Origin of the sequence: Paraoerskovia marina DSM 21750, assembly GCF_000701465.1 — a bacterium.
GTDB lineage: Bacteria > Actinomycetota > Actinomycetes > Actinomycetales > Cellulomonadaceae > Paraoerskovia > Paraoerskovia marina.
On sequence record NZ_JNIY01000006.1, the window covers coordinates 56,983 to 80,521 of the forward strand.

At 71.7% G+C, this 23,539-nt stretch carries 20 protein-coding genes; 6 read left to right on the plus strand and 14 right to left on the minus strand.

Annotated features, from left to right (window positions below; all coding sequences use genetic code 11):
* Window positions 1-157: 157 nt before the first annotated feature.
* Window positions 158-1,405, minus strand: coding sequence for a class I SAM-dependent RNA methyltransferase (locus Q343_RS0110565; RefSeq protein ID WP_029253547.1), 1,248 nt, complete (start codon window positions 1,403-1,405; stop codon window positions 158-160).
* On the minus strand, window positions 1,402-3,405 hold the full coding sequence (locus Q343_RS0110570) for an APC family permease (RefSeq protein ID WP_052367120.1): 2,004 nt from the start codon (window positions 3,403-3,405) through the stop codon (window positions 1,402-1,404). Before Q343_RS0110570 ends, Q343_RS0110565 begins: the two co-directional genes overlap by 4 nt.
* A gap of 79 nt (window positions 3,406-3,484) precedes the next feature.
* Between Q343_RS0110570 and Q343_RS0110575 the strand changes: the two genes are divergently transcribed.
* Together Q343_RS0110575 and Q343_RS0110580 are read left to right on the plus strand one after the other, a co-directional pair.
* Entirely contained in the window at window positions 3,485-4,141 is a 657-nt protein-coding gene (locus Q343_RS0110575) for a potassium channel family protein (RefSeq protein ID WP_029253549.1), read from the plus strand.
* Window positions 4,141-4,887 carry a potassium channel family protein gene (locus Q343_RS0110580; protein WP_081829778.1) on the plus strand — a complete coding sequence of 249 codons (747 nt, stop codon included), beginning with the start codon at window positions 4,141-4,143 and terminating at the stop codon, window positions 4,885-4,887. Before Q343_RS0110575 ends, Q343_RS0110580 begins: the two co-directional genes overlap by 1 nt.
* Here the strand turns inward: Q343_RS0110580 and Q343_RS0110585 are convergent.
* The 4 genes from Q343_RS0110585 to dut all read right to left on the minus strand — a co-directional run bounded on the left by Q343_RS0110585 (window position 4,802) and on the right by dut (window position 7,323).
* Window positions 4,802-5,650, minus strand: coding sequence for a DUF3159 domain-containing protein (locus Q343_RS0110585; protein ID WP_248616818.1), 849 nt, complete (start codon window positions 5,648-5,650; stop codon window positions 4,802-4,804). The genes Q343_RS0110580 and Q343_RS0110585 overlap by 86 nt on opposite strands.
* Window positions 5,643-6,026 carry an OB-fold nucleic acid binding domain-containing protein gene (locus Q343_RS0110590; RefSeq protein WP_248616819.1) on the minus strand — a complete coding sequence of 128 codons (384 nt, stop codon included), beginning with the start codon at window positions 6,024-6,026 and terminating at the stop codon, window positions 5,643-5,645. The genes Q343_RS0110585 and Q343_RS0110590 overlap by 8 nt, the downstream gene beginning before the upstream one ends.
* On the minus strand, window positions 6,023-6,751 hold the full coding sequence (locus tag Q343_RS0110595; protein ID WP_029253553.1) for a DUF3710 domain-containing protein: 729 nt from the start codon (window positions 6,749-6,751) through the stop codon (window positions 6,023-6,025). Before Q343_RS0110595 ends, Q343_RS0110590 begins: the two co-directional genes overlap by 4 nt.
* A gap of 113 nt (window positions 6,752-6,864) precedes the next feature.
* The gene (gene dut, locus Q343_RS0110600; protein ID WP_029253554.1) at window positions 6,865-7,323 is read right to left on the minus strand and encodes a dUTP diphosphatase; all 459 of its coding nucleotides are present in this window, start codon (window positions 7,321-7,323) and stop codon (window positions 6,865-6,867) included.
* 54 nt (window positions 7,324-7,377) lie between these two features.
* On the opposite strand from dut, the gene Q343_RS0110605 reads away from it, so the two are divergent.
* Entirely contained in the window at window positions 7,378-7,842 is a 465-nt protein-coding gene (locus tag Q343_RS0110605) for a DUF3093 domain-containing protein (RefSeq protein ID WP_029253555.1), read from the plus strand.
* Window positions 7,843-7,918: 76 nt separating this feature from the next.
* Here the strand turns inward: Q343_RS0110605 and Q343_RS0110610 are convergent, their stop codons facing one another.
* The 3 genes from Q343_RS0110610 to Q343_RS0110620 form a co-directional block, all read right to left on the minus strand.
* Window positions 7,919-8,218, minus strand: coding sequence for a DUF4193 domain-containing protein (locus Q343_RS0110610; RefSeq protein WP_029253556.1), 300 nt, complete (start codon window positions 8,216-8,218; stop codon window positions 7,919-7,921).
* A 183-nt stretch (window positions 8,219-8,401) separates the two neighbouring features.
* Complete coding sequence (locus tag Q343_RS0110615; protein ID WP_029253557.1) at window positions 8,402-9,232, minus strand: inositol monophosphatase family protein; 831 nt, start codon at window positions 9,230-9,232, stop codon at window positions 8,402-8,404.
* On the minus strand, window positions 9,229-9,882 hold the full coding sequence (locus tag Q343_RS0110620) for a trimeric intracellular cation channel family protein (RefSeq protein ID WP_043109998.1): 654 nt from the start codon (window positions 9,880-9,882) through the stop codon (window positions 9,229-9,231). Before Q343_RS0110620 ends, Q343_RS0110615 begins: the two co-directional genes overlap by 4 nt.
* Before the next feature lie 141 nt (window positions 9,883-10,023).
* Here Q343_RS0110620 and sepH point away from each other — a divergent pair, with 141 nt between their 5' ends.
* On the plus strand, window positions 10,024-11,187 hold the full coding sequence (gene sepH, locus Q343_RS0110625) for a septation protein SepH (RefSeq protein WP_029253559.1): 1,164 nt from the start codon (window positions 10,024-10,026) through the stop codon (window positions 11,185-11,187).
* Window positions 11,188-11,198: 11 nt separating this feature from the next.
* Here sepH and Q343_RS0110630 read toward each other — a convergent pair whose 3' ends face one another.
* The 4 genes from Q343_RS0110630 to Q343_RS0110645 are packed head-to-tail and all read right to left on the minus strand — an operon-like array spanning window position 11,199 to window position 16,264.
* The gene (locus tag Q343_RS0110630) at window positions 11,199-11,834 is read right to left on the minus strand and encodes a thymidine kinase (protein WP_029253560.1); all 636 of its coding nucleotides are present in this window, start codon (window positions 11,832-11,834) and stop codon (window positions 11,199-11,201) included.
* Window position 11,835: 1 nt separating this feature from the next.
* Window positions 11,836-12,993, minus strand: coding sequence for an alkaline phosphatase family protein (locus Q343_RS0110635; RefSeq protein ID WP_043109999.1), 1,158 nt, complete (start codon window positions 12,991-12,993; stop codon window positions 11,836-11,838).
* Window positions 12,990-13,559 (minus strand): DUF5998 family protein, encoded by a 570-nt coding sequence (locus Q343_RS0110640; RefSeq protein WP_029253562.1) that lies wholly within the window; start codon window positions 13,557-13,559, stop codon window positions 12,990-12,992. The genes Q343_RS0110635 and Q343_RS0110640 overlap by 4 nt, the downstream gene beginning before the upstream one ends.
* Before the next feature lie 53 nt (window positions 13,560-13,612).
* Window positions 13,613-16,264, minus strand: coding sequence for a GNAT family N-acetyltransferase (locus tag Q343_RS0110645; protein WP_029253563.1), 2,652 nt, complete (start codon window positions 16,262-16,264; stop codon window positions 13,613-13,615).
* A 155-nt stretch (window positions 16,265-16,419) separates the two neighbouring features.
* On the opposite strand from Q343_RS0110645, the gene Q343_RS0110650 reads away from it, so the two are divergent.
* Entirely contained in the window at window positions 16,420-18,888 is a 2,469-nt protein-coding gene (locus tag Q343_RS0110650) for a DNA gyrase/topoisomerase IV subunit A (RefSeq protein WP_029253564.1), read from the plus strand.
* Window positions 18,889-18,898: 10 nt separating this feature from the next.
* On the opposite strand, the gene Q343_RS0110655 is transcribed toward Q343_RS0110650, so the two are convergent.
* On the minus strand, window positions 18,899-19,927 hold the full coding sequence (locus Q343_RS0110655; protein ID WP_029253565.1) for a GNAT family N-acetyltransferase: 1,029 nt from the start codon (window positions 19,925-19,927) through the stop codon (window positions 18,899-18,901).
* Window positions 19,928-19,983: 56 nt separating this feature from the next.
* On the opposite strand from Q343_RS0110655, the gene metH reads away from it, so the two are divergent.
* Window positions 19,984-23,538, plus strand: coding sequence for a methionine synthase (metH, locus tag Q343_RS0110660; RefSeq protein WP_029253566.1), 3,555 nt, complete (start codon window positions 19,984-19,986; stop codon window positions 23,536-23,538).
* Window position 23,539 lies beyond the last annotated feature (1 nt).

Genomic DNA, 23,539 nt, shown 5'->3' on the forward strand with positions numbered 1-23,539 from the left:
CCGCTGGCCGCGGCTCCGTGCAGGAGGTGGGCGCGGCCGGGCTCTGGGGGCTTCGACTGGCAGTGCCCGGCGGACCGGGCGCGGCGGGACTGTGTCCGCGTCCAGCATAGCGCATATATCTTGACGTCAAGATAGTTAGGCAATGCTGACCTGCCCCTCACCGCTCCATGACCGCGACGGCCTCCAGGTGGTGCGTGTGCGGGAAGAGGTCGAACGCCCGCAGGTCCCCCAGCTCGTACCCCCGGGCCGAGAGGTAGCCGACGTCGCGCGCCAGGGCTGCCGGGTCGCAGGCGACGTAGACGACGCGTGACGGAGACAGAGCCGCGACCTGGTCGACGACTCGCCGTCCCGCTCCGACACGCGGGGGGTCGAGGACGACGACGTCCGCACGGGCACCCTCGTCGAGACCGGAAAGGACACGCTCGACGGCCCCGTGCCGCAGGTCGACCCGGTCGAGGCCGTGGGCGTTGCGGCGAGCGGCCCGCACCGCGTCGGCGTCGCCCTCGACCGCGACGACCGAGCCGTCCGGCCCGACCGCGTCGGCCAGCGGGGCCGTGAAGAGACCGGCTCCGGAGTACAGGTCCAGCACGCGGAGCCCGCGCACGTCGCCCGCGGCCCGCAGCACGGCGCCGACAAGGGCGCGCGGTGCCTCGCGGTGGACCTGCCAGAACCCGTCTGCGGGGAGACGGTAGCGATACTGGCGCCCGTCGTGGTCGACCACCTCGTGGACCGACCGACGTGCGTTCGGTCGCCGGTCGGTCTTGCCGCCGTGCGCAGGCTTGCCGTCGACGAGCAGCACGGGCGCCCCACCGGTGGCCGGCGCCACGAGCTCGAGCCGCGCGCCGGGCTCCCAGGTGCGGGTGAAGACGCCCTCGGCGACCGCGAGCGCCGCCACCTCCTCCGAGGCGAGCGGCATCGAGTCGAGGGGGACGACGTCGTGCGACCGGTGCCGGACCATCCCTGCCCTGCCCTCGGCGTCCGCGACGAGGTCGATACGCGTGCGGTAGCCCAGTCCCCCGCGCGCCTCGTCCCCCGGCATCTCCTCGACGTCGACGTCACGGTCGATCGAAGCCAACCTCGACAGCTGCTCCCTCAGCACGGCGGCCTTCCACCGCCGCTGCCCGGGCAGCGAGACGTGCGAGAGCTCCCCACCACCCACGCCGCCGGGTCCGGCCTCCGGCCAGGCGGGCGTCACCCGGTCCGGCGACGCCTCGAGGATCTCCATGGCGTCGGCGCGCCAGAACTTCGCCGACTCCCCCGCGTCGGTCAGTCTCGCCCGGACCCGCTCGCCGGGCAGCGTGTGCCGGACGAAGACGACACGTCCGTCGTGCCGCGCGACGCAGTGGCCGCCGTGGGCGACGGGACCGATCTCGATCTCGATCAGGGGGGACGTCTCAGGTGTCATGGGTCGATTGTCTCCCGGCCGGGACCCCCGGCCGCACTCCCGGCGCTCGCCCCCGACGAGCTCAGCTGCCAGGGCACCGACGCCACGACCACCCCGGGCGAGAACAGCAGTCGCCCCTTGAGCCGCAGCGCGCTCTGGTTGTGCAGCAGCTGCTCCCACCAGTGGCCGACGACGTACTCGGGGATGTAGACCACGACGAGGTCGCGCGGGCTCTCTCGACGGATCGACCGGACGTAGGCCAGCACGGGCCGGGTGATCTCACGGTACGGAGAGTCGAGCACACGCAGCGGCACCGGGAGGTCGAGAGACTCCCACTGCTCGACGAGCTCGCCCACCGAGTCGCGGTCCACCCCGACCGTGACCGCCTCGATCACCGAGGGGCGCGACGCACGCGCGTAGGCGAGCGCGCGCATCGTGGGCTTGTGCAGGCGGGAGACCAGCACGATGGCGTGCACACGGCTCGGCAGGGCGCGCGCCTCGGCGATGTCCCCGTCGAGCTCGAGCTCGTGCGCGACCCCGGTGTAGTGCTTCTTGATCGCCAGCATGATCACGTAGACGACCATCATGGCGACGATCGCGATCCAGGCACCGTGACTGAACTTGGTGACGAGCACCGTCACCAGCACGCTGGCGGTCATCGCGAGCCCGAGTGCGTTGACGAGGCGGGACCGCTTCATCCGTGCGCGCTCGCGCGGGTCGATCGCGGTCCGCAGCGCACGGTTCCAGTGCTTGACCATCCCGAGCTGGGAGAGCGTGAACGAGATGAACACCCCGACGATGTAGAGCTGGATCAGCCGGGTCACCTGGGCGTCGAACACGATGATGAGCAGGATCGCGCCGGCGGCGAGGGTGATGATCCCGTTCGAGAAGGCGAGTCGGTCCCCGCGCGTGTGCAGCTGGCGCGGCAGGTACCCGTCCTTCGCGAGGATCGACCCGAGGATCGGAAACCCGTTGAACGCGGTGTTCGCGGCGAGGACGAGGATCACGCCGGTCACGACCGCGACGAGGATCAGCACGATCGGGTGGCCCGAGAAGACGGTCGCGGCGAGCTGGCTGATCACGGGATGCTGGACGTAGTCGGCCGGCAGCGCGCCGGAGGCGTTCGCGAGCTGCGTGTGCGGGTCCTCGACGTACTTGACCCCGGTCTCGCGGGCGAGCAGGAGGATGGACATCAGCATCGCGGCCGAGATGATGCCGAGCATCCCGAGCGTGACGGCCGCGTTCCGGGACTTCGGGCGCTTGAAGGCCGGCACACCGTTGCTGATGGCCTCGACCCCGGTCAGGGCCGCACAGCCCGACGCGAACGCCCGAGCGACCAGGAATGCCCCGGCGAGACCGGTGAGGCCCTCGCTGAAGCCCGACTCGGCGGTCAGGGTGAAGTCGGCGCTCTCGGCCCGTCCGAGGCTGCCGGTCAGGTACTGCACGAACCCGACGACGGCGATCGCGCCGATCGCCCCCATGAACAGGTACACCGGGATCGCGAAGAGCCGGCCCGACTCGCGCAGACCGCGCAGGTTCGCGACCGTCAGGACCACCACGACCACGACGGCGAGGCTCGCCTCGTGCCCGCGCAGCGCGGGCACGGCGCTCGCCGCGTACTGCGCGCCCGACGAGATGGAGACCGCGACGGTCAGGACGTAGTCGACGAGGAGCGCGGACGCCACGCCCAGGCCCGCCTTGGGCCCGAGGTTGGTGGTGACGACCTCGTAGTCGCCACCGCCGGACGGGTACGCGCGCACGTTCTGCCGGTAGGAGGTCACGACGGTCAGCAGGACGACGACGACGGCGAGTCCGACCCACGGCGAGATCGTCACCGCCGTGATCCCCGCCAGGGAGAGCGTCAGGAGGATCTCGTCCGGCGCGTACGCCACGGACGAGAGCGCGTCCGAGGCGAACACGGGCAGAGCCGTGCGCTTCGGCAGCAGGGTGTTGCCGAGAGTATCGCTCCGCATGGGGCGACCGAGGAACAGTCGCTTCGCGGAATCCGCAATATCAGACACGAGAGACCATGCTATGCCGGTTAGGTCCCGTGGTCGCCTGCGAATCCGGTATAGCGTGCATCGTGTGCACTTCGTGATCATGGGCTGCGGCCGGGTGGGCGCCACGCTGGCGCAGTCGCTCGAGCGCAAGGGCCACTCCGTCGCCGTCGTCGACCAGAGCTCGGACGCGTTCCGGCGCCTGCCCGCCGACTTCACCGGTCAGAAGGTCAAGGGCCTCGGCTTCGACCGCGAGACCCTCGGCCAGGCCGGGATCGAGGACGCCTATGCGTTCGCCGCGGTCTCGGACGGGGACAACTCGAACATCCTCGCGGCACGTGTGGTGCGCGAGACGTTCGGCATCGAGAAGGTCGTCGCCCGGATCTACGACCCTCGCCGTGCCGAGATCTACCAGCGCCTCGGCATCCCCACCGTGGCGACGGTCCGCTGGACGTCCGACCAGGTGCTGCGGCGGATCCTGCCCCTCGGCGCGACGGACGAGTACCGCGACCCGTCCGGCAAGGTCCGCCTCGTCCAGGTCGACGTGCACGCGCGCTGGATCGGCAGGACGGTCGCGGCGGTCGACGCCGCGATCACCGGGCGCGTCGCGTTCCTGGCGCGCTTCGGGGAGGGGATGCTCCCCGATCCCGGAACCGTCCTGCAGGAGAACGACGTCGTCCACGTCCTCGCCGCCACGGACGACGTGGTGGCCGTCGAACGCACGCTGACACGGGCCCCCGGTCCGGAGGAGGACAACTGATGCGCGTCGTCATCGCAGGTGCAGGATCCGTCGGCCGCTCGATCGCGCGCGAGCTCCTCGGGCACGACCACGACGTCACCCTGATCGACCGTCAGCCTGGGGCCATGCGGGTCGCCCAGGTGGCCGAGGCAGACTGGCTCCTGGCCGACGCCTGCGAGCTGTCCACGCTGAGCGACGCACGCGTCGCCGAGTGCGACGTGATCGTCGCCGCCACCGGCGACGACAAGGCGAACCTCGTGGTCTCGCTCCTCGCGAAGACCGAGTTCGGGGTCCCCCGGACCGTCGCCCGCGTCAACAACCCCCGCAACGAGTGGATGTTCGACGAGTCGTGGGGCGTGGACGTGGCGGTCTCGACACCCCGCATCATGACCGCGATGGTCGAGGAGGCCGTCGCGGTCGGCGACCTCGTCCGCATCTTCACGTTCCACCAGTCCGGTGCCGAGATCCTCGAGATCACGCTCCCGGAGTCGTCACCGCTCGTCGGCCTGCGGATCGCCGCGATCGTGTGGCCGGCCGACACCGTCCTCGCGGCGATCGTCCGAGGCTCGCAGCCGTTCGCCCCGACGGCCGACGACACGCTGGAGGTCGGGGACGAGCTGCTCATCGTCGCGGGGCGGGAGGCCGACCCGCACGCGCTCGAGACGCTCTTCGTCGGAACGCCTACGCCTCATCCTGCGGAAGAGACTCGGTCGCCCGCTCCGGAGAGCGATCACGACGCACGAGGAGCCACGTCACCCACAGCGTGAGCGCGAACAGCGGGATCCCCATGACCAGCCGTGCCGTACCGAGCCAGCCCACGGTGCCGGTCACGTACAGAGGCACCTGGACCGCGAGCCGCAGGACGAACATCCCGACCCACAACCAGGTTGCCGCCTGGTACCGCCGCATCAGCGCGCGGTCGTGCCGCCAGCGTGCCCACCGGGCGAACGCGCCGGGTGACCTCGCGGTCGCCCCCTCGGCGTCGTCGGCGCCGGCGCGCGCGGTGTCCGTGCCGGACTCCCCCGCCGTCGGGGCCTGATCCGGGGTCGCGGCGGACGCGTCGTCGTTCTTCGCGTCCGACGCCAGCTGCTCGATGAAGCCGGACCTCAGGCCCTCCACGACGACGCCGACGACAGGCCACCGGACGAGGATGGAGAGCAGGAGTCCGACCGAGTAGATGGCGTTCGTCCACAGCCCGAGCGCAAAGTAGTCCTCGGCGTCTCCCGAGCGCCAGGCCCAGAGGACGCCGATCCCCACGCCGAGCAGGCCGCTGAGCGCCGGCGTGACCGGCGCTCGTTGCACCACACGGGCCAGGACGGCGACGACCGAGATCGCGACCGACCCGATCAGCGTCGTCCGCAGGTCCTCGGTGATGACGAAGAGCACCACGAAGATCAGGCCGGGAGCCACCGACTCCAGCAGACCGCGCACCCCGCCGACCGCGTCCGTGACGGAGAACTCGTCCGCCGCGAGGACCTTCATCCCCTGCGGTGTCGAGTCGTCGGGCGCGGTCCCCGACACGTCACTCACCGGGCCGCGCCCTGAGTTCGTACCTCGGGTTGTAGATGGTGCGACGTCCACGGATGTCGCAGACGAGCCCCTCGACGCGGACCCGACGCCCCGGCTCGATGCCGACGATGCGGCGACGCCCGAGCCAGACCAGGTCGATCGACCCGCTGCCGTCGTACAGCTCCGCCTCGACGGTCTGGACGTTCTCCCTGGGTCGGAGCACGACGGACCTCAGGACGCCGGACACCGTCGCAGGCGTGCGGTCCTTGAGGTTCTCGACGGGAGTGCACCCGAGCTGACGGGACGCGTCGTCGCGCTCCTCGCCCGCGGTGATCGTCTCCTGCGACGCGAGGACCGAACGCCACGGAGACAGGTGCGCGGTGCGCGTGGAGGTCACTGGATCTCCGCGATCTCGGGTCCACGGGTCAGGGGGTCGAGATCCCGCGCCGTCGGTGCCGGACCGTCGACGGGGGCGATCTTCGACTCCTCGGGCTGCCCGGGCATGTGCATGGAGAGCAGGTCGCGCGGCGGGCGCGCCGCCTCGTCGCGGACCACGACGATGTTGGCGAAGACGGCCTCGACGAGCTTCGCCTGCTCCGGCTCGACCGCCGCCCGTCCGGTGATGACGCCGCGCAGGAACCACCGCGGGCCGTCGACACCGACGAAGCGAGCGGGCCGGAACCCCGACTTGCCGTCCTTCGTCTTGACCGGGAGACGGGCGAGCAGCTCGCGGCCGAACGGGCCGGGGATGTCGTCGACGGCGCCGCCCTGCTTGGTGACCGACGCACCGATCTCCTCGCGGATGGTGTCCCAGATCCCGGCCGTGCGGGGCGCCGCGAAGGCCTGGACCTGCAGTCCGGACCCCTGGATCGCGCAGGCCGCTCCCGTGATGCGCCGGGTCTTCTTGTCGGCCTCCATCCGCAGCTCCATGCCGCGGACCGCGGGGAACCAGATCGCACCGAGGTCGACGCGCCCGCCGAGCTCCGTCACCTGCGACGAGTCGAACGGGCCTCGGGCGGGGGCCTCGGCCGCGTCGTCAGACGTCGACCCGTCGACACCCGCGGGCGTCTCGTTGTCGATTTGATCGCTCGCCTGTGCAGAGCGGCGCCGGAACAAGGGCACTGACGTTCTCCTCCGTGTCGCGGGACCGGGAGCACCGGTCGGGGTCGGCCCGTCGCTGGGCCGCGTCTTCCAGGGTAGTGCTCCCACGGCGGTCTGGGTGACGCACGCGGAGCCTAGGCCGTCCAGCCGCCGCTGGACCCGAACCCGCCGGCACCCCGGGCGGAGCCCGGGAGCCGTTCCGCCGCAACGAACTGCACCCGCTCGACCCGTTGGACGACGAGCTGCGCGATCCGGTCCCCGCGGCGCAGGGTCACGGGCGTCGTCGCGTCGGTGTTGAGCAGCGTCACGCCGATCTCGCCGCGGTACCCCGCGTCGACGGTCCCCGGTGCGTTGACGACGGTCAGACCGTGCTTGGAGGCAAGACCGGAGCGCGGGTGGACGAACGCGGCGTATCCGTCCGGGAGCGCGACCGCCACCCCCGTGGGCACCGTCGCGCGCTCGCCCGGCGCGAGAGTGACGTCGATCCGCGTCACCAGGTCCGCGCCCGCGTCGCCCGGGTGCGAGTAGGCAGGAGCCGGGACGTCGTCGAGCATCTGGAGGAGGACTTGGACAGGCTGCTGGGAGGTCGTCACGCGTCGAGCCTATCGACAACGCGGCGTCGGCTCCGCACCTGAGAGAATGTCGGCATGACTGGCTCCTCGCGCTACACCGAAAGACTCGTCCCCGGCATCGGCGGCTGGTTCAGTTCCCTCGCCGGAAGCGCCCTGCTCGGTCTCGTCGCACTCGCCGTCGGGCCGTCCACGGCGCTGGTCGTGACGATCGCCGCGGTGGTCGTGGCAGCGATCGTCGTCTGGATGCTCTCGCCGGTGGTCTCCGTGACCGGGCACGAGCTCGTCGCCGGCGACGCGCACATCGACGTGGACCTGCTCGGCGAGCCGGAGGTGCTCGACGCCGACGACGTCCGCCGTGCGCTGGGCCCGGGCAGCGACGCCCGGACGTACGCCTGCCTGCGGACCGCCACGAAGCACGCCGTCCGCGCAGAGGTGCTCGACCCCCGCGACCCGACGCCGGCCTGGCTGGTCTCGACCCGGCATCCCGAACGACTTGTGGCCGCCCTCACCGCGGCGCGCAGCGAGGTCTCGGCCGGCTGAATCCCCCCGAGAACGACGACGAGCGACCGGCCCGGGGCCGGTCGCTCGTCGTCGCAGGGCGGATGTGCCGAGAAGGTCAGGCGGCGCACTCCGTGCAGATGGGCTGGCCGTTCTTCTCACCGGCGAGCTGGCTGCGGTGGTGCACCAGGAAACAGCTGGTGCACGTGAACTCGTCGGCCTGGCGCGGGAGGACGCGGACCGCGAGCTCCTCGCCGGACAGGTCCGCGCCGGGGAGCTCAAAGCTCTCCGCGGCTTCGGTCTCGTCCTCGTCGACGACGCCCGAGGACTTGTCGGAGCGTCGCGCCTGCAGCTCCTGGAGCGAGTCCTCGCTGAGGTCTTCCTCGTTCTTCCGAGGGGCGTCGTAATCAGTTGCCATCGGGGGCTTCACTCTCCGTCGGTGCCATCAAATAAGGGGGTCGTCCACGAGCAGACGACGTACAACGCGCGCAATGAGCGATGCAGTCTTGTCAATGCTGACGCTGCGGAACATATTCCCGCAGGCGAACGGATTCTGCACCAGATCGCGCGCGTATGCTACCGGAGCGCACCGTGTCCTCGGTCACGCATCCGAGTCGGCGTCCACACCCTCGAGAATCAGACCGAGATCGGCGACGGTGGCGGCGGGCCCGGCCACGGTCATCGAGGCGTCCGCGCGCGCCCCGCGGAGCCCGACCACGACAGCACCCGCCTCCTGGGCGACGAGGGCACCGGCCGCCAGGTCCCACGGGTTGAGGCCCCGCTCGTAGTACGCGTCCAGCCTCCCCTGGGCCACCAGGCAGAGGTCGACGGCCGCCGACCCGAGCCGACGAATGTCACGGACCTGCGGCAGCACGGTCGCGAGGACGCGGGCCTGCGACGCCCGCCGCGCCGCGTCGTAGCCGAATCCGGTGCCGACGAGCGACTCCCCCAGCGGACGCGGCTCGGCGCACCGGATCGGCGACCCGTCGAGGAAGGCCCCCTCCCCGGCTCCGGCGGACCAGGTCTGACCGGTCGTCACGTCGTGGACGGCACCGGCACGGGCGGTCCACGTGAGCGGGTCGGGACCGCCCTCGACCACCGCGACCGAGACGGCGTAGGAGGCCACGTCGTAGACGTAGTTCACGGTGCCGTCGATCGGGTCGACCACCCAGGTCAGGCCGGTGCGTCCGGCGACGTACGCGTCCTCCTCGCCGAGGATCCCGTCGTCGGGTCGCTCGGTCACGATGATGCGGCGGATCAGGGCCTCGGAGTCCGCGTCGGCCTGCGTGACGACGTCGACGACGGACGACTTCGTCGCGGCGACCTGGACGACGTCGGGCCGCCCGTCGCGCACCTGCCGACCCGCCTCCTCGGCGATCCGGACAGCGAGCGCCCGCAGGGACGCCGTCGTGGGGGCATCGTGTGAGTTCATCCCCCCATCATCCCGGACGGCCCGGACCGACGTCGCGGCGTCGTCGGGAGCGCCCACCCGAGCCGGATCGAGAGCAGCCGGAACCCGAAGACCCCGAGCACGATCGCGGCCTGGACCCAGACGTTCAGGACGTCAGCGCGCCACGCGACGGCGGTGGCCACGGCACCGACCGCGGCGGGCACCGCGTAGAGCTGCCGGTCCTGCAGGATGAGCGGGGACTCGCCGGTGAGGAGGTCGCGCAGGATGCCTCCCCCGATCCCGGTCAGCAGTCCGACGACGACGGCGGCGAGGAACCCCACGTCGTACTCGAGCCCCTTGGTCGTGCCGACGAGCACGAAGAGTGCGAGGGCACCGGCGTCGAGGACGATCACGCTGCGCCGCATCCGCTCGAGCCGGGGGTGGGCGACGAAGATCAGGAGCCCGCCCCCGAAGGCCGCCGCCAGCAGCCGCCAGTCGGCGATCCCGACCGGCGGCGTCGCGCCGATGAGGACGTCGCGGATGAGTCCGCCGCCGAGCCCGGTCGCCCAGGCGAGGACGAGGACGCCGAACAGGTCGAAGTTCTTGCGGACGGCGGCGAGCCCTCCGGACAGCGCCGCGCAGAAGACGGCGATGATCTCGAGGGCTGTTCCGAGGTGGATGGGCAACGTCACGGCACACATCCTTCCAGGACCGCCCTCGCCACGCCGGAACGCGGCTCACCGCGTCGCCTCCGCCGTCGTGGGCGGTCGAGGTGGCACCCTCGAAGATGTGCCGGTCGGATCGACGTGAACCGCGGACACTCGGAGGGACTGATGTCGGAGCTCGAGCTCGTGAAGCTGCATGAGGACGGAGAGCACCTGGTGCTGTCCGGACCCGGGGGCAAGACGTTCCTGCTGCCCATCACCGAGGCGCTGCGTGCCGCGGTGCGGCGCGACCGTGCCCGGATGGAGCACTGGCGCGCCGCCGACTCGGGTGGGCTTTCGCCCCGTGCGATCCAGTCGAGGCTGCGCGCCGGGGAGAGTCCCGAACACGTCGCGACGAGCGCGGGCGTCCCCCTGGAGCAGGTGCACCGATTCTCCGGACCGGTCCTGGCCGAGCAGGAGTACGTCGTCAGCAGGCTGAGGGCGGTCCCGGCGGACCCGTCCGACCCGGACAGCGACGACCTTCTCGGAGAGCGGGTCGACGAGCGGCTCTCGCTGCGCAACGTGAGCGAGGAGGACCGGTCGTGGTCGGCCCGTCGTGAGCCCGGCGAGCCCTGGACGGTCGAGCTGCGGTTCGCCGTCGACGGGGACGAGCGGAAGGCGACGTGGTCGTTCGACCAGACCGACCGCGAGCACCACGCGCTCGACGACGAGGCGCGCTGGCTCGGGCAGGAGGCGGACGACACCGAGGTGTGGCGGACGGCGACGTCGGCCTACCGGGCCACCCGCCCCGTCCTCGCGGCCGTGGACGACGGACCCCGCGAGGAGCCCCAGGACCCGACCCACTCGCTCCTGGACGACCTGAGCCTCCGCCGGGGTGTCCGCAACGACGACGAACCGCAGGAGCACGACGAGACGTCTCCCGTGGCCCCGGGCGTCGTCCTCAGCCTTGCGCGCGTCACACCCGAGCCGCCCCGGTCCGACCTGACCGACGACGACGGACCGTCGGAGAATCCCGGCTCAGCCCGCGACGAAGGCGGCCCGGAGGACGTCCCGTCCACGCAGGAGGTTCCTGTCGAGCAGGCCCCGGGTCGGGACGAGTCGTCGGCCGAGTCGGTCCCGACGACGTCGGAGAACGCGCCCGGCGGTGACGACGGTGCCTCGACGGAGCGGCGGGAGAAGCCGGGGCCCGACCAGACGTCGACGACCGACGAGCAGGTCCCCGACCGCTCGGAGCGCACCGGCCCGTCCGCGAACCGCAACGGTCGACGCCGCAAGGGCCGTGCCGTCGTCCCCAGCTGGGACGACATCGTCTTCGGCGCCAAGCACGACTAGTCGCCCCCGCGTCAGAGCAAGGAGTCCTCGCCCGTCGTCCGCGCCCGCGCGGTGACCTCGGTCATGCGGCGCATGTGGTGCCGTCGGCAGAGGACCTCGTACCCGACGACCGCCCCGCTGTCCGTGTCTCCGACGACGACCTGCTCCCCCTCCACGACCATCAGCCCGTCGACGGTCCGGGCGTTGTGCGTCGCCCGGGCCCCGCACCAGCACAGCGACTGCACCTGGAGCACCTCGACGCGGTCCGCCAGCTCGATCAGGCGTGCGGACCCAGGAAAGAGCCGCGTGCGGAAGTCCGCGGTGATGCCGAACGCGAAGACGTCGATCTCGAGCTCGTCGACGAGTCTCGCGAGCTGCTCGACGTGCTCCGTGGAGTAGAACTGCGCCTCGTCACAGACGACGTAGTCCACCGGCCGTCCCTGGCTGCGTGCGGACATGACCTCGGCCCACAGGTCGGTCTGGTCGTGGACCTCGTGGGCGAGAGCCTCGAGCCCGAGCCTGCTCGAGATCCGGTCCGAGCCCGCGCGGTCGTTGCGCGAGAAGATCAGCCCTTCGCGACCTCTGGCCGCATGGTTGTGGTCCATCTGGAGAGCCAACGTGGACTTTCCGCAGTCCATCGTCCCGGAGAAGAACACCAGCTCGGCCATGTCATCGCACCTCTCGCAGCAGCGGGACGACCATCTCCACCTCGGTCAACGAGCCGTGCACCCCGATCAGCTCCATCGACGCGGGGGTCTGGCTCGACGAGTCGACGACCGTCGCTCGACCGCGCATGGCCACGAGGACGTCGCCCATCGCGGGCCGTACGTGGTCCGCGAGCGGGCCGACAAGTCCTGCGGAGACAGCGTCGTCACGTGTGATCACCAGTGCCGCGTCACCGAGGACGTCGCTCCACCGTTCGACCACCGCGGCGGGGTCGTCGGTGTACAGGTGGGTGGCGCGGGGCTCCCCCGCCACCATGTCGACCTGGGCCGCGAGCGCCGGATCCTGCGCGACGTCCCAGCGCAGGGCCCGGTCGACGTCGACCATCCCGTGGTCCGCGGTCAGCAGCACCGTCGTGCCCCGCGGGACCCGACGGAGCAGATCGGACAGCTCACGGTCGAACGCCTCGAGCTCGTCCCCCCACTGCCACGAGTCCGCCCCGTGGTGGTGCCCGGCCTTGTCGACGTCTCCCCAGTAGAGGTACGCGAGGCCGGGTCGCCGCAGGACGTCGACCACGGCGTCGACCCGCTCGGCGAGCGACTCCGCCCGCACGTACCGTCCGCCACGCAGCGCGGCGCGCGTCATCCCCGATCCTTCGAACCGGCGCGGGCCCACCGACGTCACCGGCGTCGAGGCAGCGGCGAGGCGCTCGAAGACCGTTGCCTCGCGCTGGACCGACTCGGGCGCGCTCGCACCGGCCCAGCTCACCATGTTCGCGAGCGTCCCCGTCGTCGCGTCGCGCTGGGTGTAGCCGAGCATGCCGGTGCGACCGGGGGCCGTCCCGGTGCCGAACGTCCCCATGGCTGCCGCCGTCGTGCTGGGGAAGCTCGACGTCAGCGCGAGCCCGCCGTCCAGGAGACCGCGCATGACGGGAGCGTGCCCCGAGCGTTCGCGCAGGTTGTGCAGGCCGAGGCCGTCGACGAGGACGACGCAGACGCGCTGCGCGGGTTCGAGCCCCAGCGCACGGGCGGCCTGCACGGACGAGATCCCCGTCGACGTCGTGACGTCGAGGCCGAGCACCCCGGCTGCGGCCGGGAGGACCGCGGCGAGCGAGAGGTGGTCGTACCGCGGCGCGACCATCGCGTCCGGGAGGGAGATGCTCACCGGACCCCGCTGACGGCGGACAGCCGGCGTGCGAAGTCGGTCGCCGAGCGCACGGCGTCGGCACCCTCGGCGTCGGCGCTGATCCGGACGACGACGTCGTCGGGCACGGACTGGCCCGTGTACCCGTGGTCCGCGTCGCACTGCGGGTCGGGGCACTGGGCGGGCTCCAGGTCGATCCGGTTGGCCGCTCCCCAGCCGACGGCGAGCGTGATCTCCGCCGCCCCCTGGCCGGGGCGATGGTGCTCGGGGTCGGCCATCACCTGCGTGAGGGTGACGGACCTCAGCGCGCTCAGCGGCACAGACTCCGTCGTCGCGGCGGCGGACGCCGACGGGTGCTCGCTGTCCGCGGGGTAGTCGTCGACGTGCGCCGAGACGAGACGCGTCCGGGTCAGCACGAGCACGGTCAGGTGCCGGCGGACCTCCGCCCCGTCGAAGGTGGTCTCGACGTGGACGAGGCTCGACTCCACCGCCTCGTCGGCGATCGCGACGTCGAGGACGTCGCGCACCAGCTCGGGGTAGTAGCCGGCTCGACGAAGCTCGGCGGACAGGAGGTCGGAGGGAGTCATCGATCGAGGCACGGCCCCATCATCCCATCGTGCCGACGGCCCGGGCCACCCCGTCAGGCCGGCAGTGCGCGTCGCAGGGTGTCCGCGCGGTGGGCGGGTGCGACGGTCAATCGCGCGGAGAGGACGGTGGCACCACGCTCGGCGACGACGACGGGGTACAGCTCGAGGCTCCGAAGCTCCGGCAGGTCGTCCGCCATGACGGACACGCGCGCGACGAGGTCCTCGAGTGCGGCGACGTCCGAGACCGGGGCGCCGCGGTAACCAAAGAGTCGGGGCGCGGCCCGGACGGACCGCACGATCGTCGCCACGTCGACGTCCGTCAACGGAGGGACGCCGGAGGCCACGTCGGCGAGAAGGTCGACGGCGTCACCGGCAAGCCCGAAGGAGACGACCGGTCCGAAGAGCTGGTCCTCGGCGGAGCGGATCACGCACGCGACACCCTTGCCGGCCATCCGCTGGATCTCGAACGGGGCCGGGGCGACGGCGGGGACGACGTCCGTGAACGCGCCGAGCATGGCGGCGAAGTCCTCACGCAGCTCGTCCGCGTCCTGGATGTCGAGGCGGACCGCGCCGAGGTCGGACCGGTGACGCAACGACTCGGCGGTGTGCTTGAGCGCGACGGGGTATCCGAGCTCGTCGGCCGCCCGGACCGCCTCGTCGACGGTCGAGACGTTGACCGTCTCCCACAGGTCGATGCCGTAGGCGTCGAGCACGGCATGCGTACCGCGCTCGTCGAGCGCGACGGGTTCCGGCCCCGCGAGCGCCGACTCGACGACCGCGCGGGCCGCCGCCGGGCGCAGGCCGGGCGGACTGACGGAGACGCCCTGGTCCTGCGCCCGCCAGCGGACGTAGCGGACGACGGCGCCCAGCGCGGCCACCGCGTCCTCGGGTGTCGAGTAGGCGGGGACGATGCGCTCGACGCCCGCGGACGTCGCGGTCAGCTCCGGGTCCAGCCCGTGCAGGCCGAGCATCGACACGACGGACGTCCTCCCCGTCCGGGCCGCGGCCCGCGCGACGGCCGAGGCGACCCGCCCCGTGCGGGGACGCAGCGTGGGGACGTGCACCACGACCACGGCGTCGCACGTCCCCTCGGCGTAGACCGCGTCGACGGCCGCGGTCACGGTCTCGTCGTCCGCGTCCTCGGCGAGCGAGCGCGAGACCTCCGCGACCTCCAGCCCGGCGGAGGACACCGCCTCGGCGACGAGCGCGGCGAGGGCGGGCGAGCTCGCGAGGATGCCGACGCGTCTGCCGGTCGGCAGCGGCTGGTGCTCGAGCAGCTGGGCGATGTCGACCAGGTGGTGCGTGTTGTCGGCGCGGATCACACCGGACTGTCGCAGCATCTCGTCGAGCGTCCGCCGGGGTGCCCGGGTCGTGCGGACGGCGTGCCCGGCGGGCACGACGTGTCCCGACCGGCCGGCCGTCACGACGACCACGGGCTTGACCCGCGAGAGCCGCCGCGCGATCCGGGAGAACTTCCGCGGGTTGCCGATCGACTCGAGGTAGAGGCAGACGACGTCGGTGTTCTCGTCGTCCTGCCAGTACTGCATCAGGTCGTTGCCCGAGACCCCGGCGCGGTTCCCCGCGGAGAGGAACGAGGAGACACCGAGCCGACGACGCGCGACCGTCGCGAGCAGGGTGACCGCCATCGGCGACGACTGGCAGAAGAACCCGACCCGCCCCGCAGGAGGGAGCTCGTCGCTCAGGCTCGCGTTCAGGTCGCCGTCCTCTCGGCGCACGAAGAGCCCGTAGCTCGCCGGCCCGACGACGCGCATCCCCGCGCCGTGGGCGGCACGCAGCAGGTCACGCTGAAGCGAGAGCCCCTCCGCACCCGACTCGGCGTACCCGCCGGAGAGCAGGACGAGCGCCCGGACACCGAGGTTCTCCAGGTGCGGGACGACGTCGACCGCGATCTCCGGTGCGAGGGAGACGACGGCGAGCTCGACCGGTTCGTCGAGCACGTCGAGGTCGAAGGCATTCGTGACGGTGACGACGCGGTGCCGGGTCTCCGCGGCACGGAGCGACGCCGCGACGCGCTCGGCGGCGTGCGCCTGCAGGCACGACCCTGGCGGACCGACGACGAGGACGGACCGGGCGCCGAGCACCGCCTGCATCGACCGCGCCTCGGCGCGGTGCTCGCGGTCGGCCATCACCTCGCGCGAGCGTTCCGTGGGGTCGAGGTCCACCGAGACCTGGACGACGCCGTCGTCCAGGTGCTGCGTCACCGCGTAGCCAGCCTCGCGGAACACGGCGATCATCCGCCCGTTCTGCGGCAGCACGTCCGCGGTGAAGCGGCGCACACCGACCTCGCGCGCCGCCGTCGCCAGGTGCTCGAGGAGGACGGATCCCACGCCTCGGCCCTGCGCGGCGTCGGCGATGTTGAACGCCACCTCGGCCTCGTCCCGGGCGACCCGGTCGAACCGTCCGACGCCCACGATCTCCTCGCCGTCGACCACCCGGCGGACGACGACGAGCGCCACCCGGTCGTGGTGGTCCACCGTGGTGAAGCGCTCCAGGTCACGCGCGGACAGCCGCTCCATGGGTGCGAAGAACCGCAGGTACGTCGACTGCTCCGACTGCGCCATGTGGAATCGCTGGAGCGCGTCCGCGTCGGTGGGCTCGATGGGACGCAGGTGCGCGGTCGACCCGTCGCGGAGCACGACGTCGGCCTCCCACTCGATCGGATAGCGCGGCTCGGTGTCGCTCACGCGACCAGCCTAGGCGACCAGGCGCGGCGCACCCAGGGCGCGCGCCGGTCGATGGCACGATGTCACCGGGTGTCCGTGGCATCGGCTACCGTGCCCTGCGCGAGGCCTTGTGCCCCGCCCCGTCTTCCGCGCTTCGACAGGAGTTCCGAGCAGCCATGGCACGTAGGTCCTCCGGACCGGGCATCGACCCCGCCGAGATCCACGAGACGATCGTCGACATCGACGTCGCCGCTGAGATGGAGACGTCGTTCCTCGAGTACGCGTACTCCGTGATCTACTCCCGCGCCCTTCCGGACGCGCGGGACGGCCTCAAGCCGGTGCAGCGCCGGATCCTCTACCAGATGTCCGACATGGGGCTGCGTCCCGAGCGGCCGTACGTGAAGTCCGCACGCGTCGTCGGAGACGTGATGGGCAAGCTCCACCCGCACGGAGACAGTGCGATCTACGACGCGCTCGTCCGTCTCGCGCAGCCATTCTCCCTGCGGCTGCCCCTCGTCGACGGGCACGGCAACTTCGGGTCCCTCGACGACGGGCCCGCTGCGGCGCGATACACCGAGGCGCGCCCCGCTCCCCCGTGGAACGCGATGACGGCGGGCCTGGACGAGGACGTCGTCGACTTCGTCCCGAACTACGACAACAAGCTCACGCAGCCCGAGGTGCTTCCGGCGGCGATCCCGAACCTCCTCGTCAACGGGGCGTCGGGCATCGCGGTAGGCATGGCCACCAACATGGCGCCGCACAACCTCGTCGAGGTCGTCGCCGCGGCGCGCCACCTGCTGGCGGACCCAGACGCGACGCTCGAGGACCTGATGAAGTTCGTCCCGGGTCCCGACCTGCCGAGCGGCGGCAAGATCGTCGGGCTCGACGGCATCCGCGACGCGTACCGGACGGGGCGTGGCTCGTTCCGCACCCGGGCGACCGCGCGCATCGAGAACATCACGCCGCGGCGCAAGGGCATCGTCATCACCGAGCTCCCGTACACCGTGGGGCCGGAGAAGGTCCGTGAGCAGATCAAGGACGGTCTGCAGAAGAAGAAGCTCGCCGGCATCGCCGAGTTCGTCGACCTGACCGACCGGACCAAGGGCATGCGGCTCGTCGTCGAGGTGAAGAACGGCTTCAACCCCGAGGCCGTCCTCGAGCAGCTGTACCAGCACACTCCGCTCGAGACGTCCTTCGGGATGAACAACGTCGCGCTCGTCGAGGGCCAGCCGCGCACCCTGGGCCTGCGCGAGATGCTGGAGGTGTGGGTCGACCACCGGATCGACGTCGTCCGGCGGCGCTGCACGTACCGGCTGGGCCGGCGGCGCGACCGTCTGCACCTCGTCGAGGGCCTGCTCCTGGCGATCGTCGACATCGACGAGGTCATCCAGGTCATCCGGTCGTCGGACGACGCGTCCGTGGCGCGCGAGCGCCTGGAGTCGGTGTTCGAGCTTTCCGAGGCCCAGGCGTCGTACATCCTCGACCTCCAGCTGCGGCGGCTGACGAAGTTCTCCCGGATCGAGCTCGAGAAGGAAGAGTCCCAGCTGCGCGAGGAGATCGCCGAGCTGGAGCGCATCCTGGCCGACGACGCCGTCCTACGCGGCGTGGTCGGCGACGAGATGGCGGAGGTCGCGTCGACCTACGGCACTCCCCGCCGAACCGTCCTGCTCGACTCCGCCGGCGGGCAGAGCGTGGCCGCGAAGGCCGGGTCGAAGGCCCCGGCCGTGTCGTTGGAGATCGCGGACGCCCCCTGCTGGGTGCTCCTGTCCCCCACCGGCCTCGTGGCCCAGACCGCCGGGGCGGACGAGCCCGTGCGTACCGGGCGCCGCTCGGCGCACGACGCGATCCGTGGCAGGGTGCGCGCGACCACCCGCGGTGACGTCGGCTTCCTCACCTCCGCCGGTCGCGTGCTGCGCGTCCCGGTCCTCGAGCTCCCGGGGCTTCCGCCGACGGACGGGCCGCCGAGCCTTGCCGGAGGTGTGCCGCTGAGCGAGGTGGTGAGCCTCGACCAGGGCGAGGAGGTCGTCGCTCTCGTCTCGCTCGACGGCGACGCGCCACCCGTCGCGATCGGCACCGCAGGAGGGGTCGTGAAGCGGGTCTCGTTGGGCGACGCACCCTCGAACCGCGACGAGTGGGACGTCATCAGCCTGCGCGACGGCGACCGGGTCGTCGGGGCGGAGCACGCCTCGGACGACGACGAGGTCGTGTTCGTCAGCTCGGACGCCGCGCTCCTGCACTACTCCGCGTCGCTGGTGCGCCCGCAGGGACGCAGCGCGGCGGGCATGGCGGGGATCAAGCTCCCCGCGGGCGTGAGCGCCGTCGCGTTCGCGGTCGTCCCCGCGTCGGTCCGCGACCTGGTGCGGGTGGTCACGATCGCCGGGTCGTCCTCCGCATTGCCAGGCACCCAGACCGGCACCGCGAAGGTCACGCCGTACGAGCTGTACCCCGCGAAGGGACGGGCCACCGGAGGCGTCCGCGCCCATCGCTTCCTCAAGGGCGCCGACACACTGATCCACGCCTGGGTCGGCCAGGGACCGCCGCGCGCGCTCGGCGGCGCCGGGCAGCCGATCGACCTGCCGGCCGACGACGACCGACGCGACGGCTCGGGCGAACCGCTCTCCGCCTCGGTCGGCTCGATCGGCTGACGCGCTCCGGCTACACCTCGATCGTGTAGACGACGTCGGAGTGCCGTCGCCGGTATCCGAGCGAGGCATAGAGGTCGTCGGCCCCGGACGGGCTCGCCGAGTCGACGTCGAGTGCGGCGTACTCCATGCCGTCGGCCCGGAACCGCTCCATCGCCCGGGCGAGCAGCGCGGGGGCGATCCGCCGTCCCCGGAAGTCACGGACGACGCCGAGCAGCTCGGTGTACCCGAACGTGTATCCCACGACGGGCCACTCCTCCTGGGAGCGGCTGGCCAGCTCGTAGCCGACGACGCGTTCGTCCTCGCCGTCGCCCGTGACGGCGAGGAAGGACCACTCCGGTGCGAATCCGTCCCGCCCCTGTGCCCATGCCTCGGCCGTCTGCTCCTCCGAGCCCCAGTGGTCCCGGAAGGCGTCGTTGTGCGCGACCCGCGTGGCCTCGTCGTACCGGTCCGCGTACGGGACGATCCGCACGTCGCCGCGAGGTTCTACCGTCGGGATCGGGTCGGTCAGGTCGCGGCGCATGATCGTGAAGTAGCGCGCGGGAGACATCCCTGCCCGGGCGAGCAGCGCGCGATGCCCGGCCGAGCCCTCACCGTCGTTCGTTCCCGCCATGATCCTACCGACGGCCGTGCTGTCCGAAGCCGCGAGGCGCTGCCGTGCGCGAGCAAGCTGCCAGTCGAGGAGGAGTCCTCCCACTCCCTGACGACGCAGCTCGGGGTCGACGCCGCCGTGCAGGACGACCCGGACCGCCCGCACGTCGCTGCCGGGCAACCGGTCGACCAGCGCCCAGGCGCGCAGCGTGGCGCCGTCGAACACCCCGAGGGAGTCGACCGCGAGGTCGTTCCACGAGTACGCCAGCTCCTCGGCGACGGCGCTCGGCGTCGTGCGCGTCGGCAGTGCGTCGGCGGCCTCGATCCGCTCCACGAGCACGGCGACCGCGGAGGCGTAGTCGACCGTCAGTGCCCGGACCGCGAGACCTGGGACCACGGGAGTGCTCGGGACGGGAGCGGACACACGCAGGCAGAGCGGTTCACGAGTCATGGGCCCAACGTAAGACAGCATCCTGCCGCGTGCCCGGGGCACCTAGAATCGGGGCCATGTCACGCCCCGCCTTCACCCCCGGTTCTGCTGCCCTCCTCAACGCGGTCCGGCACCGCGTCGTCGTCGCGGACGGCGCGATGGGCACGATGCTGCAGGCTCAGGACCTGACGCTCGACGACTACCAGGGACTCGAGGGCTGCAACGAGATCCTCAACGTCACGCGTCCGGACGCGATCGCCGCGGTCCACGACGCGTACTTCGCCGTCGGGGCCGACTGCGTGGAGACGAACACGTTCGGTGCCAACTGGTCGAACCTCTCGGACTACGACATCGACGACCGGATCGCCGAGCTGGCCGAGGCCGGCGCACGGATCGCCCGCGAGCGGGCCGACCACTGGTCGACGCCCGACAAGCCCCGGTGGGTGCTCGGCTCCATGGGCCCGGGGACCAAGCTTCCGAGCCTCGGCCACACGACGTACGACCACCTCAAGCAGACGTTCGCGCTCCAGGCCGAGGGGCTCGTCCGTGGTGGCGCGGACGCGGTGCTGGTCGAGACGAGCCAGGACCTGCTCCAGACCAAGGCCGCCGTGAACGGGTCCGTCGAGGCCATGGAGCGTCTCGGCTCGTCGATCGCGATCTTCGTCTCCGTGACCGTCGAGACCACCGGCACGATGCTCATGGGCTCGGAGATCGGCGCGGCGCTCACGACCCTCCAGGCCCTCGACATCGACGCGATCGGGCTCAACTGCGCCACGGGACCCGCCGAGATGAGCGAGCACCTGCGCCATCTGTCGAAGCACGCCACGATCCCCGTGACCTGCATGCCGAACGCCGGGCTTCCCGTCCTCGGCAAGGACGGCGCCTCTTACCCGCTGACTCCCGCCGAGCTCGCGGCCTCGCACGCGCAGTTCGCCACCGAGTTCGGCCTCGGACTGGTCGGTGGCTGCTGCGGGACCACACCGGAGCACATCCGCCAGGTCGTCGAGGCCGTGGGGGGACAACCCGTGGCGGAGCGCGAACCAGCGCGCGAGAACGGCGTCGCGAGCCTCTACTCGCACGTCGACTTCACCCAGGACTCCGCGTTCCTCGCGATCGGCGAGCGCACCAACGCCAACGGATCCAAGGCGTTCCGCGAGGCGATGCTCGCCGGCGAGTGGGACGAGTGCGTGCAGATCGCCCGGACCCAGACCCGCGAGGGCGCACACCTGCTCGACGTCTGCGTCGACTACGTGGGGCGTGACGGCGTCGCCGACGTCCGCGAGATCGTCTCGCGGTTCGCGAGCGCCTCCACCCTCCCGCTCGTGATCGACTCGACCGAGCCCGACGTGATCCGCGCGGGGCTCGAGCTCGTCGGCGGCCGCGCCGTCGTGAACTCGGTGAACTTCGAGGACGGCGAGGGCGAGAGCTCCCGCTTCCGCCGGATCATGCCGGCCGTCAAGGAGCACGGTGCCGCCGTGATCGCCCTGACCATCGACGAGGAGGGGCAGGCACGCACCACCGAGCACAAGGTGGCGATCGCCTCCCGCCTCATCGACACGCTCGTCGACGAGTGGGGCATGCGCCGCGACGACATCATCGTCGACACGCTCACGTTCCCGATCGCCACCGGGCAGGAGGAGACCCGTCGCGACGGGATCGAGACCATCGAGGCCATCCGTGCGCTCGTCGCCAAGTACCCGGGTGTGCACACGACCCTCGGGGTCTCGAACGTGTCGTTCGGGCTCAACCCCGCCGCGCGGACGGTCCTGAACTCGGTGTTCCTGCACGAGTGCGTGCAGGCCGGCCTCGACTCGGCGATCGTGCACGCGGCCAAGATCCTCCCCCTGAACAAGATCCCCGACGAGCAGCGCCAGGCCGCGCTCGACCTGATCTGGGACAAGCGGGTCTACGACGACGCGGGGAACCTGACGCACGACCCGCTCTCCCACCTGCTGGATCTCTTCTCCGGGGTGGACTCGGCGGCCCTCAAGGACCAGCGCGCTGCCGAGATGGCGGCGCTCCCGGTCGGCGAACGCCTCTCGCGCCGCATCATCGACGGCGAGGGCAAGGGCCTGGAGGCCGACCTGGACGAGGCCCGGGCGACCGGGACCTCCGCGCTGGAGATCGTCAACGACCACCTGCTGGCCGGGATGAAGGTCGTCGGCGAGCTCTTCGGCAAGGGCGAGATGCAGCTGCCGTTCGTCCTTCAGTCCGCCGAGGTGATGAAGTCCGCGGTCGCACTCCTCGAGCCTCACATGGAGAAGACCGAGGCCGCCGGCAAGGGCACGATCGTCCTGGGCACCGTGCGCGGCGACGTGCACGACATCGGCAAGAACCTCGTCGACATCATCCTGACGAACAACGGCTACGACGTCGTCAACATCGGGATCAAGCAGCCCGCGAGCGCCTTCATCGAGGCGGCGGAGGAGCACGGGGCCGACGTCATCGGCATGTCCGGTCTGCTCGTGAAGTCCACGGTGGTCATGAAGGAGAACCTCGAAGAGCTCAACACGCGGGGCCTTGCGGACAAGTACCCGGTCCTGCTGGGCGGTGCCGCACTGACCCGCACGTATGTCGAGGACGACCTCGACGCCGTGTACGACGGCCAGGTGCGCTACGCCCGCGACGCGTTCGAGGGACTGCGCCTGATGGAACCGCTGGTGCGGATCGCCCGCGGCGAGGCCCCCGACAGCGTCGGGCTCCCCCCGCTCAAGAAGCGCCGGCACGCGACCGTCACCGTGACCGAGACGCCGGTCGAGGACCTCCCGGCGCGCTCCGACGTCGCGATCGACAACGACGTCCCCGAACCGCCCTTCTGGGGAACCCGCATCGTCAAGGGGCTTCAGCTCGCGGAGTACTCGGCGCTGCTGGACGAGCGCGCGACGTTCATGGGCCAGTGGGGCCTCAAGCCGGGTCGCGGCGAGGACGGGCGATCGTACGAGGACCTCGTCGAGACGGAGGGCCGCCCCCGACTCCGCGAGTGGCTGAGCCGCATCGCCTCCGAGGGAATGATGGACCCGACCGTGATCTACGGGTACTTCCCCGTGTGGTCCGAAGGTGACGACGTCGTCGTCGCCCACCACGACGGACCCGACGGCGGCTCCGGCGGAGAACCCGGCACCGAGCGGCTCCGATTCACCTTCCCGCGTCAACGTCGCGACCGGCACCTGTGCCTGGCGGACTTCGTCCGTCCGCGCGCATGGGTCGAGGAGACGGGCCGGTTCGACGTCCTGCCCGTCCAGCTGGTGACGATGGGCGACGCGGTCGACGCCCACACCGCCAAGATGTTCGCCGCGAACCAGTACCGCGACTACATGGAGCTGCACGGGCTCTCGGTCCAGCTCACCGAGTCGCTCGCCGAGTTCTGGCACGCGCGCGTCCGGGACGAGCTCGGGCTCGCGGGCGAGGAGCCGGGGACGGTCGAGGGGTACTTCAAGCTCGAGTACCGCGGCGCCCGCTTCTCGCTCGGCTACCCCGCGTGCCCCGAGATGGAGGACCGGCGCAAGGTCGTCGAGCTGCTGCGCCCCGAACGCGTCGGTGTCGTGCTCAGCGACGAGCTGCAGCTGCACCCGGAGCAGTCAACGGACGCCTTCGTCCTGCACCACCCGGAGGCGAAGTACTTCAGCGTGTGAC